The organism is Marinobacter sp. (assembly GCF_052091845.1).
Taxonomy (GTDB): domain Bacteria; phylum Pseudomonadota; class Gammaproteobacteria; order Pseudomonadales; family Oleiphilaceae; genus Marinobacter.
In genome coordinates this window covers 1-18,483 of sequence record NZ_JBQDCO010000057.1, presented here as the reverse complement: position 1 = coordinate 18,483, position 18,483 = coordinate 1, and the positions used below count along the sequence as shown (strand labels likewise).

General features: G+C 52.8%; 18 protein-coding genes and 1 pseudogene. All 19 read right to left on the bottom strand.

What is annotated here, in order from left to right; genetic code table 11:
* Positions 1 to 434: pseudogene (locus ACTHYN_RS14620) on the bottom strand (hypothetical protein); the annotation flags it as partial.
* A gap of 205 nt (positions 435 to 639) precedes the next feature.
* Positions 640 to 1,242 carry a hypothetical protein gene (locus tag ACTHYN_RS14615; RefSeq protein WP_441813149.1) on the bottom strand — a complete coding sequence of 201 codons (603 nt, stop codon included), beginning with the start codon at positions 1,240 to 1,242 and terminating at the stop codon, positions 640 to 642.
* A gap of 86 nt (positions 1,243 to 1,328) precedes the next feature.
* Positions 1,329 to 3,161 (bottom strand): glutamine--fructose-6-phosphate transaminase (isomerizing), encoded by a 1,833-nt coding sequence (gene glmS / locus ACTHYN_RS14610; RefSeq protein WP_441813148.1) that lies wholly within the window; start codon positions 3,159 to 3,161, stop codon positions 1,329 to 1,331.
* A gap of 47 nt (positions 3,162 to 3,208) precedes the next feature.
* Complete coding sequence (gene glmU / locus ACTHYN_RS14605; RefSeq protein ID WP_441813147.1) at positions 3,209 to 4,573, bottom strand: bifunctional UDP-N-acetylglucosamine diphosphorylase/glucosamine-1-phosphate N-acetyltransferase GlmU; 1,365 nt, start codon at positions 4,571 to 4,573, stop codon at positions 3,209 to 3,211.
* A gap of 168 nt (positions 4,574 to 4,741) precedes the next feature.
* Positions 4,742 to 5,164, bottom strand: a complete 423-nt coding sequence (locus ACTHYN_RS14600; RefSeq protein WP_441813146.1) for a F0F1 ATP synthase subunit epsilon — start codon at positions 5,162 to 5,164, stop codon at positions 4,742 to 4,744.
* A 36-nt stretch (positions 5,165 to 5,200) separates the two neighbouring features.
* Positions 5,201 to 6,595, bottom strand: a complete 1,395-nt coding sequence (gene atpD / locus ACTHYN_RS14595; RefSeq protein ID WP_441813145.1) for a F0F1 ATP synthase subunit beta — start codon at positions 6,593 to 6,595, stop codon at positions 5,201 to 5,203.
* Positions 6,596 to 6,648: 53 nt separating this feature from the next.
* Positions 6,649 to 7,509, bottom strand: a complete 861-nt coding sequence (gene atpG / locus ACTHYN_RS14590) for a F0F1 ATP synthase subunit gamma (RefSeq protein WP_441813144.1) — start codon at positions 7,507 to 7,509, stop codon at positions 6,649 to 6,651.
* 67 nt (positions 7,510 to 7,576) lie between these two features.
* The gene (gene atpA, locus ACTHYN_RS14585; protein ID WP_441813143.1) at positions 7,577 to 9,121 is read right to left on the bottom strand and encodes a F0F1 ATP synthase subunit alpha; all 1,545 of its coding nucleotides are present in this window, start codon (positions 9,119 to 9,121) and stop codon (positions 7,577 to 7,579) included.
* Positions 9,122 to 9,149: 28 nt separating this feature from the next.
* Positions 9,150 to 9,686, bottom strand: a complete 537-nt coding sequence (locus tag ACTHYN_RS14580; RefSeq protein WP_441813142.1) for a F0F1 ATP synthase subunit delta — start codon at positions 9,684 to 9,686, stop codon at positions 9,150 to 9,152.
* Between the two features lie 11 nt (positions 9,687 to 9,697).
* Positions 9,698 to 10,168 carry a F0F1 ATP synthase subunit B gene (locus ACTHYN_RS14575; RefSeq protein ID WP_441813141.1) on the bottom strand — a complete coding sequence of 157 codons (471 nt, stop codon included), beginning with the start codon at positions 10,166 to 10,168 and terminating at the stop codon, positions 9,698 to 9,700.
* Between the two features lie 98 nt (positions 10,169 to 10,266).
* The gene (gene atpE / locus ACTHYN_RS14570; RefSeq protein WP_441813140.1) at positions 10,267 to 10,500 is read right to left on the bottom strand and encodes a F0F1 ATP synthase subunit C; all 234 of its coding nucleotides are present in this window, start codon (positions 10,498 to 10,500) and stop codon (positions 10,267 to 10,269) included.
* A 55-nt stretch (positions 10,501 to 10,555) separates the two neighbouring features.
* Positions 10,556 to 11,407 carry a F0F1 ATP synthase subunit A gene (gene atpB, locus ACTHYN_RS14565; protein WP_441813139.1) on the bottom strand — a complete coding sequence of 284 codons (852 nt, stop codon included), beginning with the start codon at positions 11,405 to 11,407 and terminating at the stop codon, positions 10,556 to 10,558.
* 15 nt (positions 11,408 to 11,422) lie between these two features.
* Positions 11,423 to 11,815: an ATP synthase subunit I gene (locus ACTHYN_RS14560; protein WP_441813138.1), complete on the bottom strand. Its 393-nt coding sequence runs from the start codon at positions 11,813 to 11,815 to the stop codon at positions 11,423 to 11,425.
* Between the two features lie 207 nt (positions 11,816 to 12,022).
* The gene (locus tag ACTHYN_RS14555; protein WP_441813150.1) at positions 12,023 to 12,898 is read right to left on the bottom strand and encodes a ParB/RepB/Spo0J family partition protein; all 876 of its coding nucleotides are present in this window, start codon (positions 12,896 to 12,898) and stop codon (positions 12,023 to 12,025) included.
* Positions 12,899 to 12,961: 63 nt separating this feature from the next.
* Positions 12,962 to 13,756 carry a ParA family protein gene (locus tag ACTHYN_RS14550; RefSeq protein ID WP_441813137.1) on the bottom strand — a complete coding sequence of 265 codons (795 nt, stop codon included), beginning with the start codon at positions 13,754 to 13,756 and terminating at the stop codon, positions 12,962 to 12,964.
* A 58-nt stretch (positions 13,757 to 13,814) separates the two neighbouring features.
* Entirely contained in the window at positions 13,815 to 14,459 is a 645-nt protein-coding gene (gene rsmG, locus ACTHYN_RS14545; RefSeq protein ID WP_441813136.1) for a 16S rRNA (guanine(527)-N(7))-methyltransferase RsmG, read from the bottom strand.
* 8 nt (positions 14,460 to 14,467) lie between these two features.
* Positions 14,468 to 16,354, bottom strand: a complete 1,887-nt coding sequence (gene mnmG, locus ACTHYN_RS14540) for a tRNA uridine-5-carboxymethylaminomethyl(34) synthesis enzyme MnmG (RefSeq protein WP_441813135.1) — start codon at positions 16,352 to 16,354, stop codon at positions 14,468 to 14,470.
* 338 nt (positions 16,355 to 16,692) lie between these two features.
* Entirely contained in the window at positions 16,693 to 18,006 is a 1,314-nt protein-coding gene (locus ACTHYN_RS14535; RefSeq protein ID WP_441813134.1) for an MFS transporter, read from the bottom strand.
* A gap of 64 nt (positions 18,007 to 18,070) precedes the next feature.
* Positions 18,071 to 18,483: efflux RND transporter permease subunit (locus ACTHYN_RS14530; RefSeq protein WP_441813133.1), on the bottom strand; the 413-nt coding region annotated here is incomplete at its 5' end.

Here is an 18,483-nt window from a genome sequence, read left to right as displayed (position 1 = left end):
CCTTTCCGCCTAAAGGCGGCAAACCGTGGGTTTGAGGGCGGGGAGGATGTCAAGACATTTTGAATCGCATCGTTGGCGGAATCTTCAGTTTCTCTGTCTAGCAATTCACCGTCCCGGAGCCACTGGATTGCGTCTTTAATGGTGGCTTCTGCGCTTTCCAAGCGTTCAACTAAATTTTTCTCATTGGGCATACTCATTAGCTCTAACCCCCGAATATACTGGTTTTGGTCACGGACGATTCTGGAAAGCAGCTCAGGACTTTCACCGCGATGGTGTAGCATCATCGCGAAATTGGCCACATCCTCAAGCGTACCCTCGTTTCCTTTCGCTAGATGTTCAACCAGCAAGTTAGCCAGGTGTTCACCACTGCACTGGGTTTTGTCGTCCCACCCACCCCGGCCTTTTTGACGGCTTCTTGCAAGCTTGGCTTTCATGGCAGTGGCAAAACGGTCTACGGTTAAATCATCCGAATGAAGTGTGGGATCATAAAACAAGTTGGTAACAAAACGCCGCTATAGCCCGCATTCTTCCGCACCGAAAATTCCTGAATAAAGAATAGAGTTGGTAACTTTTGACAGTAATCTCTACTCAGGCGTTAGAAAGCCTGCGATCCGTACTAATAAAGTTGGTAACTTAACGCTATTCTTTGCCGTTGTAAGTTGTTTTCGACGCACCACCCACAAATGAGATTTTCACACCGTTGCCAATAATTTCATCATCATCCGGATCTTCTTCTGCATACCGTGACTCTTGATCCTCAAACAGATCAGTCAACTCGGCCTCTGTCCTGACGCCAAATTCTCTTTGGAGATCGTCTGGAAGAATGCCGCCATTGTTGTAGTAGTATTGATGAATATCATTAATGGCATGAGAGATTCCGCCAGTGTTTTTATACTCTGCCAGGATGCTTCTAAGCCACAGGCTAAGCTGTTCATATTCTTTCTTTAGCTCCCGAGCACACTGATCTTTGTCGCGCATAATCCCTGATAACAGTTCGGGGCTCTCTCCACGTTCGTGGAGCATCATGGCGAAATTTGCCACATCCTCAAACGTGCCCTCGTTTCCTTTTGCTAAATGCTCAACCAGCAAATTAGCAAGATGCTCACCACTGCACTGGGTCTTGTCATCCCACCCGCTCCGGCCTTTTTGGCGGCTCCGGGCAAGCTTGGCCTTCATGGCAGTGGCAAAACGGTCTACGGATAAATCATCCGAATGAAGGGCTTCTTGTGTTTTCGCTTCCATAATTCTCTATTCCTTAGTTACCAACTTTATTACCTTGTTACCGACTTTATTACGATCCCACAAGAATACACCATGAGTCTGAGAGCTTATTCAACTGTCACGCTTTTGGCCAGGTTTCTGGGTTGATCCACATCCGTACCCTTGAGCACCGCAACATGATACGACAGCAGTTGGAGGGGAACGGTATACACAATCGGCGCGGTGATTTCGTGTACTTCCGGAAGCTGCAGCACATGAATACCCTCTTCCGGCTTCAGGTTTGCTGCGCGATCTGCAAACACGAATAACTCACCGCCCCGGGCACGGACTTCTTCGAGGTTCGATTTCAGTTTCTCAGCCATGTTGTTATTGGGCGCTACGGTAATCACTGGCATTTCACTGTCTACCAGTGCCAGCGGGCCGTGTTTCAATTCACCTGCGGGATAGGCCTCGGCATGAATATAGGAAATTTCTTTCAGCTTCAGCGCACCTTCCATAGCCACCGGGAACTGAGAGCCCCGGCCCAGAAACAACGCGTGGTTTTTGTCCATGAAACGCCTGGCCATTTCTGCGATGTCGCCGTCCAGTGCCAGTATGTCATTGACCTGACCAGGCACCAGGTGAAGCGCTTTGACAATATCGGCCTCACGCTCATCGCTAAGGCCATTTTTGTGGGCCAATGCCAGAGCAAACAAAAGCAGCGCTGTGAGCTGTGTTGTAAAGGCTTTGGTAGACGCAACTCCGATTTCCGGACCAGCCTGGGTCATGATCACCAGGTCAGACTCCCGCACCAGAGAGCTACCGGGCACGTTACAGATAGCCAGTGCCGCACGAAAACCCGCTTTTTTGGCCTGGCGCAGTGCGGCCAGGGTATCGGCTGTTTCGCCCGATTGCGAAATACATAAAAACAGTGTGTCTTTCTGGATAACGTGCTTGCGGTAGCGGAATTCTGAAGCCACCTCCACAGAACAGGGCACACCGGCCAACTCTTCGATCCAGTAGCGCGCGACCATGCCGGCATGATAGCTGGTGCCACAGGCAATGATCTGTACGTGTCGAACATCTTTCAACAGATCGCCAGCGTCGGTACCAAGAGCCTGCTCCAATACACGCGTTTCTGTGACACGTCCTTCCATGGTGGCCTTGATCACTTTTGGCTGCTCATGGATTTCTTTCAGCATAAAATGCCGGTATTCACCTTTGTCTGCGGCATCGGCGCTGTGCTCGAAGCGGCTGGTTGGGCGCTCAACCGGCGTTCCTTCGCGATCATGAATCTGGATGCTGTCCCGGTGGATATCGGCGAGATCCCCTTCTTCCAGAAACATAAAGCGGTCGGTGACCGGTAATAAGGCAAGCTGGTCGGAGGCAATAAAGTTCTCGCCAATACCTACACCAATCACCAACGGGCTGCCTTCGCGGCACACCACCATGTGATCTGGCTCATCCGCATGCACCACGGCCAGCGCGTAGGCGCCGCGCAGGCGGGTAACGGCGTCTTTCACTGCATCATAAACCTTACCCAGTTCGCGGAAGTTCTTTTGAATCAAATGAACAACCACTTCGGTATCGGTTTGGGAGGTAAATTCAAAGCCATCGGCCTTCAGTTCTTCGCGCAATTCCTGGTAGTTCTCAATGATACCGTTGTGAACAATGGCCAGGCGGTCGCCAGACATGTGTGGATGGGCATTGAGTTGCGATGGCTCGCCATGGGTTGCCCAGCGTGTGTGCGCAATACCCAAATGGCCGGAACGCGGGCTGGCCTCAACAGCAGCACTCAACGCCGCTACTTTGCCCACCTCCCTTGCGCGTTGAACAGCGCTTTTACCATCCAAAACAGCCATACCGGCAGAATCGTATCCCCGATATTCCAGGCGGCGCAGGCCTTCTATAAGAATGCCCTGAACGTCCCTTTCCGAAACTGCACCTACAATGCCACACATGTTGCTTTACCCTGTTGGTGATAAAAATTCTGGAAAATAGTGAGCGCCTAGTGTTTTTCCGGCTTTTGCCAACCGGAAATATTGCGCTGACGACCCCTGGCCACGGCCAGTTCCTGCTCCGGCACATCTTTGGTAATCGTAGAGCCAGCGCCGATTGTGGCGCCTTCAGCCACCGTAACCGGCGCAACCAGAGAGCTGTTGGAGCCAACAAACACGCCGTTACCTAACACTGTCTGGTATTTATTTACCCCATCATAATTACAAGTAATGGTGCCTGCACCTATGTTTACGCCGGATCCCAGCGTCGCATCACCCACATAGCTGAGATGGTTAATTTTACTGCCCTCGCCCACAAGTGTTTTTTTGGTTTCAACAAAATTACCCACCTTGGTATTGGCCGCTAATTCTGTACCCGGGCGCAGGCGCGCAAACGGCCCCACGTGGGCATTGGGCCCTATACTTGCCTGCTCAATCACGCTGTTGGCGTGAATCTGGGCGCCATCGGCAATACTGGCGTCAGTGATAACACAACCCGGGCCGATGGAAACGTGGTTGCCCAAGGTTACTTTGCCATTAAATACGACGTTTACATCGATCAACACATCGTTGCCAATAGTCAGTTCGCCGCGCACATCTATCCGCGCCGGATCGGCAAGGGTAGCTCCGTCGGTCATCAAGCGATCGGCTTCCCGGCTTTGATACCAGCGCTCCAATTCGGCCAGCTGCAGACGATTATTCACACCCTGCACTTCGAACGGGTTGCCAGGCTGGGCCACATTTACGGTCATGCCCGCCTGTACGGCCATGGCGATAATATCGGTAAGGTAGTATTCGCCTTGTGCGTTGCTACTGGAGAGCAGGGGTAACCAGGTTTTTAAGTGGCTGGCGCTAACGGCGAGGATGCCGGTATTAACTTCGTTAATGGCCAACTGGTCAGAGCTCGCGTCTTTCTGTTCCACGATCGCCGTTACCTGGCCGGCCTGATCACGCAAAATTCGGCCGTAGCCCTGGGGGTTGTCCAGCGTTACGGTTAGCAGCCCGAGTGTCTCTTCGTTTAGGTTTTCAACCAAATCCTGAAGCGTGTCTGCGGTGGTTAGCGGCACATCGCCATATAGTACCAGCACGCGGGCGTCGTCGGGCAACGACGTCAGTGTTTGCGCCACAGCATGGCCGGTACCCAGCTGTTGTTCCTGCATTACCCAGCTAACAGTATGGTTGGTTGTCGCCGCCTTTACCTGATCGGCTCCATGGCCAATCACACCATGAATTTGCTCGGCGCCCAGAGTTTGAGCGGTATCAATTACATGATGGAGCATAGGCCGCCCGGCCACTTTGTGCAGTACCTTCGGCAACGATGACTTCATCCTTGAGCCCTGGCCTGCAGCCAGTATAACAACGTGCAACGGTGACATGGGGCAACGACTCCCTTAAGTGGACGTGGTTCAAATAATGGGTTTCTACATAATAAAAAAACCGCATACCGCCGTGGCAACCGGTGCTGTATTGACCCTTTCAGGTGGAACAATACCCGCTACCCACACCGGGATGCGGCTTCAGCCGGGCAAGCCCTGGCAATTGTTCTAGCGAACGTTTTTGCGCAGCTTTTGCAACGTGCGCAACTGAGCGGCTGCTTCAGCCAACTCGGATGCGGCACGGGAATATTCAAACTCGCCCGTTTTATTCGCCAGTGCGGCTTCGGCATCTTTTTGAGCCTGCTGTGCTGCAGCCTCGTCAACGTCTTTTGCGCGCACCGCCGTGTCAGCCATCAGGGTAACAAGGTTGGGCTGTACTTCCAGATATCCCCCGGATACGTACAGGATTTCCTCTTCACCACCCTGTTTGATGATCCGAACTGCCCCCGGCTTGAGCGCGGACAGCAACGGAGCATGGCCTAACTGAATGCCCAACTCTCCCTCGGTGCCGGTAGCGATCAGCATCTCTACCAGGCCGGAGAAAATTTTCTTTTCAGCACTTACGACGTCACAGTGTACAGTCATAGCCATATCTCTAAGCCTCTTGGGTCAAAAAGTGAAAGAGGATTACTTACCCTCTTTCGCTTTCATGTCCTTCGCTTTTTCGATGGCTTCGTCCATGGTGCCGACCATGTAGAATGCCTGCTCCGGCATATCGTCATAGTCGCCATTGAGAATGCCTTCAAAGCTGCTGATAGTCTCTTTCAGAGACACATACTTACCCGGGGAACCGGTAAATACCTCAGCAACGTGGAACGGTTGAGACAGGAATCGCTCAATCTTACGGGCGCGGGATACGGTCTGTTTGTCTTCTTCTGACAGTTCGTCCATGCCCAGAATGGCAATAATGTCTTTCAGTTCCTTGTAGCGTTGCAGTACGTTCTGCACACCGCGGGCGATGGTGTAATGATGATCACCAATCACCAGGGGATCCAGCTGACGGGAGGTGGAGTCCAGCGGATCGATCGCCGGGTAAATACCCTTGGAAGCGATATCACGGCTCAGCACCACGGTGGCGTCAAGGTGGGAGAAGGTGGTTGCCGGAGACGGGTCAGTCAAGTCATCCGCCGGTACGTATACCGCCTGGATAGACGTGATGGAACCATCTTTGGTGGAGGTAATACGCTCCTGCAGCTCACCCATTTCCTGGGCCAGTGTGGGCTGATAACCTACCGCCGAAGGCATACGACCCAACAGCGCAGATACCTCAGTACCCGCCAGGGTGTAACGGTAGATGTTGTCCACAAACAACAGTACGTCACGGCCTTCGTCACGGAACTTCTCGGCTATGGTGAGACCGGTCAGGGCTACACGCAAACGGTTCCCGGGGGGCTCGTTCATCTGGCCGTAAACCATGGCTACTTTATCAAGAACGTTGGAGTCCTTCATTTCGTAGTAGAAGTCGTTACCTTCACGGGTCCGCTCACCAACACCGGCAAATACCGAAAGACCTGAGTGCTCTTTCGCGATGTTGTTGATCAACTCCATCATGTTAACGGTTTTGCCAACACCGGCGCCGCCGAACAGGCCAACCTTACCACCCTTGGCGAACGGGCAAATCAGGTCGATAACCTTGATGCCGGTTTCCAGCAGGTCGGCAGACGCTGCCTGGTCTGCGTAACCTGGTGCCTTGCGGTGGATACCCCAACGCTCTTCTTCACCGATTGGGCCCTGTTCGTCGATAGGACGACCCAGAACGTCCATGATGCGACCCAGCGTCTGGGTGCCCACGGGTACGGAAATAGCTTTGTGTGTGTTCTCTGCTTTCAGGCCACGCTTAAGGCCTTCGGTGCTGCCCATGGCGATGGTACGAACAACGCCGTCGCCCAGCTGTTGCTGAACTTCAAGAGTTGTATCGCCACCTTCAAGCAGCAGTGCGTCGTAAACGCTTGGCACGGCGTCACGTGGAAATTCCACGTCGATAACCGCGCCAATGATCTGAACGATGTGTCCGCTACTCATGCTCGGTTCCTCGTTATCTTAATAGTCAATAAAACCAGTAGGATTGTGGCGGATCAGACCGATGCCGCGCCGCTCACAATTTCCGAAATCTCTTGCGTGATGGCCGCCTGACGGGCTTTGTTATAAACCAACTGCAGCTCGTCAATAATGTCACCGGCATTATCGGTGGCACTCTTCATGGCAATCATCCGGGAGGCCTGCTCACAGGCCAGATTCTCTACCACACCCTGATACACCTGGGACTCAATAAAACGTGGCAGCAGCCCGTCCAGAATCGGACGCGCATCCGGCTCATAGATGTAATCCCACTGGTGACCAATATCTTCGTCTGTGCCTTCTGGCAGCGGCAAAAGCTGTTCGGCTTTCGGTTGCTGCGTCATGGTGTTTACAAACTCGTTGCTCACCAGGTACAGGCGATCGATTTTGCCTTCGCTGAATGCATCGAGCATTACCTTAACGTTACCGATCAGCGTGTCCGCACTGGGGTTATCGCCCAGTTGGGTTAGCGCAGCAATCACGTTTCCGCCGTAACTGCGGAAAAAGGATGCACCTTTTTGCCCGATTGCACAGAGATCTGTCTCAACGCCTTTATTTTTCCAGGCGAGCATTTCGCGTACCAGCAGCTTAAATGCGTTGTTGTTCAAACCACCACACAAACCCCGGTCTGAGGAAACAACGATGTAGCCTACACGCTTAACCTCACGTTCAACCATGAACGGATGGCGGTAATCCTTGTTCGACCTGGCAATATGCCCGATTACCTGGCGCATCTTTTCAGCATACGGGCGAGTCGCCTGCATGCGCTCCTGAGCTTTACGCATTTTACTGGCCGCCACCATTTCCATGGCGCTGGTAATTTTCTGCGTACTCTTGATGCTGCCGATCTGGTTACGTATTTCTTTTCCGATGGCCATAGGTCACTGCCCTTTCAAGTTAGACACTCATTTGGAACAACAGGCCCACCGCAGCGGGCCGTTGGTGTTACCAGGTTTGAGTGGTCTTGAATTTGTCCAGTGCAGCTTTCAGGCCAGCGGTAACGTCGTCGTTGTACGTACCTTCAGGACCAATCTTCTCAAGCAGGTCTTTCTGCTCTGCCCGCATCCAGTCCAACAACTGGGCTTCAAACTTAACGACCTGATCAACATCAACGTCATCAAGATAGCCTTCGTTGGCGGCGTACAGAACAGTGCCCATTTCAGCCACAGACATTGGGCTGTACTGGTTCTGCTTCATCAGTTCGGTCACACGCTGACCATGTTCCAGCTGCTTACGGGTCGCTTCGTCCAGATCCGAGGCAAACTGGGCAAAGGCTGCCAGTTCACGGTACTGAGCAAGAGCAAGACGAATGTTACCGCCCAGCTTCTTCATAATCTTGGTCTGAGCAGAACCACCTACCCGAGATACCGAAATACCTGCGTTCATCGCCGGGCGAATGCCGGAGTTAAACAGGTTGGTCTCAAGGAAAATCTGGCCGTCGGTAATAGAGATTACGTTGGTCGGTACGAAAGCCGACACGTCACCAGCCTGGGTTTCAATGATAGGTAGTGCGGTCAAAGACCCGGTTTTACCTTTCACTTCACCGTTGGTGAACTTTTCTACGTAATCTGCGTTTACACGGGAGGAGCGCTCCAACAGACGGGAGTGCAAATAAAACACGTCACCCGGGTATGCTTCACGGCCTGGCGGACGACGCAGCAGAAGAGAGATCTGACGGTAAGCAACGGCCTGCTTTGACAGGTCATCATAAACGATCAGAGCGTCTTCACCACGGTCGCGGAAGTATTCGCCCATAGTGGTACCGGAGTACGGCGCCAAAAACTGCATGGCTGCCGGGTCTGCTGCACCAGCAGCAACCACAGTGGTGTGCGCCATAGCGCCGTGCTCTTCCAGCTTGCGCACAACTGCCGCAATGGAAGACTGTTTCTGACCGACAGCAACGTAGATACACTTAATGCCTGTATCTTTCTGGTTGATGATCGCATCAATGGCGACGGCAGTCTTACCAATCTGACGGTCACCGATGATCAGCTCACGCTGGCCGCGGCCAACCGGAACCATGGTATCGATGGCTTTCATGCCCGTCTGAACCGGCTCATCGACCGACTGACGCTCGATAACACCAGGTGCTACTTTTTCGACCGGGTCAGTCAATGTGTTACCCAGATCGCCTTTACCGTCAATCGGGTTACCCAGGCCATCTACTACGCGGCCCAGCAGTTCCGGGCCTACCGGAACTTCCAGAATACGGCCGGTACAACGTACTTTCTGGCCTTCAGCCAGATCTTCGTAGTCACCAAGAACCACGGCACCTACGGAGTCACGCTCCAGGTTCAATGCCATACCGAAAATGCCATTGGCGAATTCGATCATCTCACCGTACATAACATCGGCCAGACCGTGGATCAGCACAATGCCGTCTGCTACCGACAAAATGGTGCCTTCGTTTTTTGCTTCAGAGGAGATATCGAGCTTCTCGATTCTCTTCTTGATGATGTCACTGATCTCGGATGGATTCAGTTGCTGCATGCCTTTGTCCTCAAACCTTTTGCTGAAATCAGGAGCCCAGTGCTTTAGCCATTTTGGCCAGCTTTCCACGGACTGAAGCGTCGATAACCAAATCGCCGGTATTAACCAACACACCACCGATCAAAGAGCGATCAACGGCGGTCTCCAGGGCGACTTTCCGCTCCAGTTTCCTGGACAATGCTTCTGCCAGTTTTTGCTGCTCTTCGGCGGTCATCTCAAACGCAGTGCTTACCTTCATGTTAACTGTGCGTTCAAGTTCTGCACGGTAAAAAGTAAACAGAGTCGAAATTTCCGGCAGCAGCGCCAGGCGCCTGCTCTCAGCAAGAATCAACAGGAAGTTTCTGAGTGCGTCGGGCATCTGTTCTTCAGCGGTATCGAAAAACAGTTCTGCCTTGCGCTGCTCAGAGAGGCCAGGATTGGCCAGAATATTCTTCACAGCCTTGTCTGCCGCCAACAAACCAACAAAAGCAAGTGCCTGATTCCAGGAATCAACGGCATCTTGCTCTTTAGCGGCATCAAAAACGGCTTTCGCATAGGGCCGGGCTAACGTAATCAGTTCTGCCATGGGACCCTCGCTTAGAGTTGTGCGGCCAGCTTGTCCAGCATCTCGCTGTGAGCTTTGGCATCGACAGAGGTTTCCAGAATCTTCTCAGCACCGGCAATGGCAAGAGTTGCCACTTCTGTTCTCAGTGCGTCGCGAGCCTGAACACGCTCCTGTTGAATTTCCGCCTGGGCCTGCTCAATGAGCTTTTCACCTTCTTTGCGAGCATCGTCTTTGGATGCCTCCACAATCTGGGCGGCGCGCTTGTTAGCTTGATCAATCAGTACAGCAGCTTCCTCTTTGGCTTGCTGCATTTGTTTGGCGGCTTTTTCCTGAGCAAGCTCAAGATCCAGGGACGCCCGGTCAGCAGCAGAAAGACCATCAGCAATTTTCTTCTGGCGCGCTTCCATGGCTGCCGTGATCGGCGGCCACACATACTTCACGCAGAACCAGACGAAAACAGCGAAGGCAATCGCTTGCCCTATTAACGTAAGGTTTATATTCACGGCAATATACCTCTTGCTATTCGTTGCGTGCTGGAAGCCAAAAAATCGGGCGCCCGGTTCTGACTATCAGAACAGCTCGCCCGCATCTCCAGGCAGTGTTAGCCAGCAACAACGAAGATCAGGTACATCGACAGACCAACACCGATCATGGGAACAGCGTCCAGCAGGCCAGCCATAATGAAAGCCTTAACCTGTAACTGGTTTGCCATTTCAGGCTGGCGAGCAGTTGCTTCAAGCAGCTTGCCGCCCAGCAGACCAAAACCAATACCGGTAGCCAGGGCGCCCAGTCCAAGAATGATCGCAGCTGCAACATAAACCATTGAAATATCCATAAAAACTCCTCAGTTTTTCATTTAGTTAAAGGTAAATTTTTTTCTGAAACGTAAATCAGTGTTCTTCGTGCGCTTGTGCTAAGTAAACGATTGTCAGCATGGTGAAGATAAAGGCCTGCAACGGAATAATCAGAAGGTGGAAAATGGCCCAGGGCGCGCTGAGTGCCCACTGCGCCCAGAACGGCAGCAACGCAATCAACACAAACACAACCTCACTTGCATAGATGTTACCGAACAAACGTAGCGCCAGACTGAAAGGGCGCACAATCATTACTAGAATTTCGAGTATCAGGTTCACCGGAATCAATGCCCAGTGATTAAACGGGTTCATGCCCAGTTCCTTTGCGAACCCGGACACGCCCTTAACCTTAAAGCTGTAAAAGATAGTCAGTACAAACACACCAATGGAAATGCCAAAGGTAGCGTTGGGATCCACCGTAGGCACAATCTTGAAGTAGTCAAGGCCCAGACCCTGAGCAAGCGCCGGAATGAAATCAACCGGAACAAGGTCAAGCGCACTCATTAACAGAATCCACACAAAGATTGTTAACGACAGTGGGGCGACTAGCGGGTTGCGGGCGTGAAAGCCGTCGCGCACCAGGCCATTAATAAATTCGAAAGAAATTTCCGCCAGGTTTTGCAGTCCGCCTGGCACTCCGGTGGTTGCTCGCTTGGCGATAAAACGGAATAAACCCAGGAACAACAGACCCATAGCAACGGACCAGCCCAACGTATCAACGTGAACTGCCATGAAGCCCATGTCTGACGCTTCTTGCGCAGTGCGCGCAAAGGTCCAACCGGTTTCGTTCATTACACTGCCGTCAAAGCGCTCGTAGCCTGCCTCGAGTTTGCCGTAGGTCAGATTTTGGAGGTGATGCTTTATATACTCTACTGGGGTGCCAGCCATACCGCTCTCGTCCAGTCATCGCCGTGTTTGCGGTTGTATCAGCCAGCGCAACGCGTTACCTGTTACAACCATCACAGCAAAAGTGAATAACAGAGCCGGCACATGTACCGGCTCTACTAAAGTGAAAACAGCCGCAAAAAAAACTGCGGTCAGGGCGATTTTGGTGGATTCTGCCCGAAACATATTCCCCACCATAAGGCGCATTTGACGGGCGCCCTCATAACGATAAACCCGACGCACAAACCAGGCATTTGGCACGATAAAAATAAGACCACCGATAAGTGCGGAATAACCAGCCAAACCACTGTGTAGCGACCATAACAGGCTGAGAATGATCAAACCTGTGAACTCAATAGTCAGCCAACGGGCCAAGGGAATGTGGGTGATTCGAGATTGACGATATTTCATACCACTGCCATCATTCCAATCGCGCGAAATTATATGTTTTAAGCACTTTGTATTCAACCAGGCTCTGCATGAAAACTGGCTGGATTTTCACCAAGATAGATTCAAAAGCTGCTACTTATCACACAATGTATGTGCGACCGGCCTTTTAAATCACGACATCTGGTGGTAACCACCTTTTTCGGCCCGGATGCTAATTTTATTCCTCATTTAACGGATATGGCCAAGAATACCGTCCAACTCGTCCAGTGAACTGTACTCAATCACCAGTTTTCCTTTGCCACGCTGCCCGTGGGCAATGGACACCCTTGCCCCCAAACGCTCAGCAAGATCGTCTTGCAAAGCGCGAATATTGGGGTCGACGGCACCCGGTTTTGCCGGTTTTCCGTTCGTCTGCTCCTGCTGTACCCGGCGCACAAGAGCCTCTGTTTGACGCACAGACAATGATTTGGCGACAACCTGTTTCGCCACCTGCGTTTGCTGTTCGGGAGACAGTGTCAGCATGGCTCGGCCGTGGCCCATTTCCAGGTCGCCGTGCTCAAGCATCAAACGAACATCTTCGGTTAAGCCAATCAAGCGCAGAAGGTTGGTGATGGTGGTGCGGGATTTACCTACAGCCTCAGCCACTTGGGCCTGGGTCAGGCCGAATTCCTCTTGCAGGCGCTGAAGCGCAAAGGCTTCTTCAATCGGATTAAGATTTTCTCGCTGGATGTTTTCGATGAGCGCCATGGCAATGGCAGTTTCATCAGGCACATCGCGTATAATGGCGGGTATGCTGTCCAGCTCCGCCATTTGAGTTGCACGCCAACGCCGCTCACCTGCGATCAACTCAAACCGGCCTTCAGCAACGGGGCGCACCACGACTGGCTGCATAACACCCTGCTGGCGAATAGAGTCTGCCAGCTCCTGCAAGGCTGCCGGATCCATATCCCGGCGCGGCTGATACTGGCCACGCTGGATCAGATCAATGGGAACCTGGCGCAACTCACCGTCGTGGTCTTTCGGTTCCTGATCCAGATCAACCCTGGAACCAGCCAGCAGGGCTCCCAGCCCACGCTCGCCTAATCCTCGCTTCTTCGCCGCCATGGTATCAGTCATTCTTCCCGTTGATAGTTGTTGTGTATCTGTCAAAAAAGACGAGGCGCTATATTACACCGCAACCGGAGTGGATGTCTTTGTCGCCCCGTGACGGCGCACCATTTCGCCGGCCAGCGCCAGATACGCAATAGCGCCTTTGGATGCCTTGTCATACTTCAGAGCCGGCACCCCGTAACTGGGTGCTTCTGCCAGGCGCACATTCCGGGGTATAACCGCCCGATAGACCTTATCGCCAAAGTATTCATTGAGCTGGCCAGAAACGTCGAGCGTCAGGCTGTTACGAGGGTCATACATGGTTCTGAGAATGCCTTCCATCTCAAGGTTCGGGTTCACCGACTCCTTGATCTGCTCCACGGTATTCATCAGGGCGGCCAACCCTTCCAGAGCGTAGTATTCACATTGCATGGGGATAAGCACCGAATCGGCGGCAGAGAGCGCATTCACGGTTAAAAGACTCAGTGAAGGCGGGCAGTCGATCAGAATGTAGTCATAGTTGTCGCGAATGCTGTTAAGGGCAAGCCGAAGCCTGTGTTCCCGTCCGATTTCGTTCATCAATTCCACTTCAGCCGCCGTAAGGTCGCCATTGGAGGGCATGATGTCAAAACCGGAAGCCTCTGCCGGAATGATGACTTCAGCGGCGGTGGCGCGCTTGGTGAGCAGATCATACCCGGAAAGCCCCAGATCGCTTTTGTCCAGCCCGCTACCCATAGTGGCGTTACCCTGAGGGTCCATATCCACGAGCAAAACCCGGCGTTTGGTAGCGGCCAATGAAGCTGCAAGGTTGACGCAGGTGGTGGTTTTTCCGACACCGCCTTTTTGATTGGTCACTGCAATCACGCGCGCCATGTCTCGCCTCCTTGTTTGCGAATACAGTTGCTGGAGTTGTTCTCTACCGGGATTGCTTTCAACCGGGCTCTATTGTCCGGGCCACAACCAACAGATGTCTCTCTCCCGCTGCACCGGGAACCTCAAGAGCATGGCTGGATGATACCTGCCAGTCAGCAGGAAGGGCAGCCACCTCATCATCCGGAAACTGGCCTTTCATGGCAAGGAAACTGCCGCCATCCGCCAACAGTTCACCACACCAGGCTATTATATTGTCCAATGCCGTGAATGCACGGCTGCTGATCTGGCTAAACGGTTGTACCGGTGCACAATCTTCCGCACGGCCATGGATCACGTCCACGTTTTTCAGGCCAAGTTCCAGCACACACTGCTGCAGAAAACGGGTTTTTTTACCATTGCTGTCTAACAGTGTGAAGCGTTTTTCCGGTAGCACTATGGCCAGGGGAATGCCCGGTAACCCGCCACCCGCACCCACATCGAGCAAGTGCTCTGTGGTTACCCAAGGCAAGATACTAAGACTGTCGAGCAACTGCCGGGAAACCATCTCCCCTTCATTACGAACCGCCGTGAGGTTATAAGCCCGATTCCACTTATTCAGCAGGGCCAAAAACGCCAGTAACTGTTGTTGCTGAGTGTCGCTTACGGCAAGTTGCATCTCAGCCAGCCCTTCCCGAAGCTGGCGCGGCCAGTATGTTTGGGTCATGGGTGCAGTCAGGCGCTCTGTTTGCGTAGAAGATCACGCTTTTTCAAATGTACCAGGATCTGCGAGATCGCCGCCGGCGTAACTCCCTGAATCCTCGATGCTTGGGCTACGGTTTCTGGCCGCACTTCCTTCAACTTCTGTTTGATTTCATTCGACAGCCCGCCAATTACGTCGTAATCCAGATCTATGGGTAACGCCGTGTTCTCATTCCGGCGCAAACGCTCAATTTCGTCGTTTTGACGGGAAATGTAGCCCTCGTACTTAATCTCTATTTCAACCTGGTCTGCCACCACCGGGTCGTCCGCTTGCGCGGCTCCAATCTCGGCAATATGGCTATAGACAATCTCCGGGCGACGGAGCAGCTCAGCCAGGGTCTGGTCCCGGGTCATCGGCTGCTTAAGGAATTCGTTGGCACGATCGCCCGCCTCCGTTGACGGGTGGATACGGGTAGTCTCCAAACGACTGCGCTCGGCTGCAATTGCTTCGAATTTGTCGTTAAACCTTGCCCAGCGTTCGTCATCCACCAGCCCCAGCTTGCGGCCGGTTTCAGTGAGACGCAGATCGGCGTTGTCTTCACGCAAAATAAGACGGTACTCCGCACGGCTGGTGAACATGCGATAAGGCTCGACGGTACCCATGGTAATCAGGTCGTCGACCAACACCCCAAGGTAGGCTTCATCCCGGCGCGGGTACCATTCGCTTTTTCCCTGGGAACGCAGGGCGGCATTAACACCCGCCAGCAAACCCTGGGCACCCGCTTCTTCATAACCCGTGGTGCCGTTAATCTGGCCAGCAAAATAAAGGCCCTGAATAAACTTGGTTTCCAGGGTGTGACGCAGATCCTGGGGGTTCAGATAGTCATACTCAATAGCGTAGCCGGGCCGTGTGATGTGCGCATTTTCGAAACCCGGGATGCTACGCACGGCGGCAAGCTGGATATCAAATGGCAGGCTGGTGGAAATACCGTTCGGGTAAAGCTCGTGGGTGGTCAGGCCTTCGGGTTCTACAAAGATCTGGTGGGAATCCTTGTCGGCGAAGCGGTTAACCTTGTCTTCAATAGAGGGGCAGTAACGCGGGCCAATGCCTTCAATATTGCCGGCAAACATGGGCGAACGCTCAAAACCACTGCGAATAATATCGTGGGTCTGCTCATTGGTGCGGGTAATGTAACAGCAAATTTGCTCAGGATGCTGGTCGCGGTTGCCTACAAAAGACATAACCGGTGCAGGATTATCACCCCATTGTTTCTGCATCACCGAGAAATCCACACTTCGGGCATCAATGCGCGGCGGTGTGCCGGTTTTCAAGCGGCCAACATTAAAGGGCAACTCACGCAAGCGCTGGGCCAGTGCATTGGCAGGCGCATCGCCGGCCCGTCCACCAGAGTGTTGCTGCATGCCAATATGGATAACACCACCCAGGAACGTACCTGTGGTCAGCACCACCGTTTTGCCCTTGAACCGGATACCAGTCTGGGACACCACACCGGTAACCTGATCATTTTCCACGATCAGGTCGTCCGCCGCCTGCTGGAACAGGGTGAGGTTGGGCTGGTTTTCCAGTGTGTGGCGAATCGCGGCCTTGTACAGAACCCGGTCTGCTTGCGCGCGGGTCGCCCGCACAGCGGGGCCTTTGCGGCTGTTGAGCACACGGAACTGGATACCAGCCAGATCCGTTGCTTGAGCCATGGCACCGCCCAGGGCGTCGATTTCTTTCACCAGGTGGCTCTTGCCAATCCCGCCGATAGCCGGATTACAGGACATCTGCCCCAGGGTTTCGATGTTATGGGTCAGCAGCAGGGTTTGTGAGCCCATGCGCGCCGCCGCAAGCGCGGCTTCGGTACCGGCATGGCCGCCACCAATGACGATAACATCAAAACGGGTTGGAAAATCCACGGTTCACCTCGGAATTCGGGGGATAAAAACAGGGCGGGGAGTATAACGTTTCACGCGTAAAATTGCAGTCGAAATGTGCAAAATTTAACCAGAAAAACTCTAAACAGGGGCTTCTAAGTAACGTTTATTTGGGAAAACCTTTCAATTGCCTCAATATTTCTTTTGTGAAAGACCGAAATCACCAGATTTTCATAGGTTTAAACGGTTCTCCTAATAAACATTTTTACTAAAGTTATCCACAAAAAAGAGCGCCTACCAAATACCCCTAAAAACTACTAAACCATTGTTTTTAAGTATTTTTAAAAAAACTATCAAAAGCTTATGCGCAGCTTATTCAACTACTTATCCACAGCTGACGACGACGTTATCTGCCGCAAACGCCACACGGCTACCAGTACGAAGCCGTTGACCAATGACAATAACAACAAGAACGTCGGAATCCCCACATTAAACACCCCCAGTACCAGAATTCCCGCCAGCGCACTCATAACCATGAACAGCGCGTTGACCACATTCAATGCCGCAATAATCCGCGCCCGTTTGAGTGATGGAGTTTCATGCTGAATAAAGGCGTAGAGGGGAACAATGAACAGGCCGCCACACACTCCAATACCCACCAGGTCAAGCAATACCCGTATATAGACCGGATCTGTCACCAGGGTCCACCAGGTGGATGGCTCGGGACTGGCTGGTACTGCAAAAAACAGATCCACGCCCAGCAAGCTCAGGCCAAGAGCGCCCCAGAGAACGGGTGCCAGAGTGATGCGGTGCCGGGTAAGACGCTCACACATCATTGACCCGATAGAGATCCCTATAATAAACATAGACAGCAGCAGAGTTACCACGGTTTCATCACCGTGCAAATTACTGTGGGCAAAGTTGGGAAACTGAGTGAGGTAGGCGGCACCAAGAAACCAAAACCAGGAGATGGCCAAAATCGCCCACAACACAGGTTTACGTTCCGACGCTACAACCATCAACTGCCAGGTTTCTCGAACCGGCCGGAATTGCACGGCAGGCCCGGTGCCCGTGACACCTGAGCCCTCGCTGATTGTTTCGGGTATTTGTCGCGCGGCCAGATACCCAAAAATCGCCAGCAAAAGCACACCAACAGCGGTGAGCTTTGCGGCCGCCTCATGCCCCATCAACAAACCGGCGGCGATGGTGCCAAGCAAAATGGCCACAAAGGTGCCCATACTTACCAGGCCGTTGCCGCCTACCAGCTCATCCTCGCCAAGTACCTGGGGCAGAATGGCGTACTTTACCGGACCGAAAAACGTAGACTGAATACCCATCAAAAACAACAACACCAGCAGCCCTTCGTACCAGCCAAACCAGAGCGCCAAGGCAGCAAACGCCATGATGCCTATTTCTGCCAGCTTTACTTGGCGAATGATTGCGGCTTTCTCATAGCGGTCGGCTGCCTGCCCGGCAATGCCCGAAAACAGGAAAAACGGCAAAATGAACAAAAAGGCAGCCAGATTGATCACCGTGTTTACAGAAAGCCCGAACATGCCAGTGGTCTGGTAGGCAATCAGTAAAAGCAACGCATTTTTATAAAGATTGTCGTTAAACGCCCCGGAAAACTGGGTGAGATAAAACGGCAAAAATCGCCGCTGCCCCAGTAAGCGGAACTGACTGTGTGTGCCCATGAACATATCCGACGTTTGGTAGGTTGGCCGACTCCATAGGTTACCCAATTAGCCTGCCAAGACACTAGTCTGACAAGTTAGCCTTGGGCAGAGACGCCTGGCGTTCCAATTCATGTTCAACCGCGTTGGCTGACTTGGTAAACCCGGCAAGCAAGTTATATAGCACCGGAATAATAAACAGCGTAAGCGTGGTCGCAAAAATCAGCCCGCCCAGAATTACCATACCAATAGCCGCCCTGCTCTCGGCACCTGCGCCGGTGGCGATAACCAAAGGCACCGCACCAAAGACCGTGGATATAGTGGTCATCAGTACCGGCCGGAAACGTAAGGACGCGCCTGCCAGAATTGCATCCTTCACAGCGTAGCCTTCATCCCGCAGCTGGTTCGCAAACTCCACAATCAATATGCCGTTTTTCGACATTAACCGTGGATTCAAGCAATAACCGCAGCACCGCTCATTTATAGTGCCCCGGAATA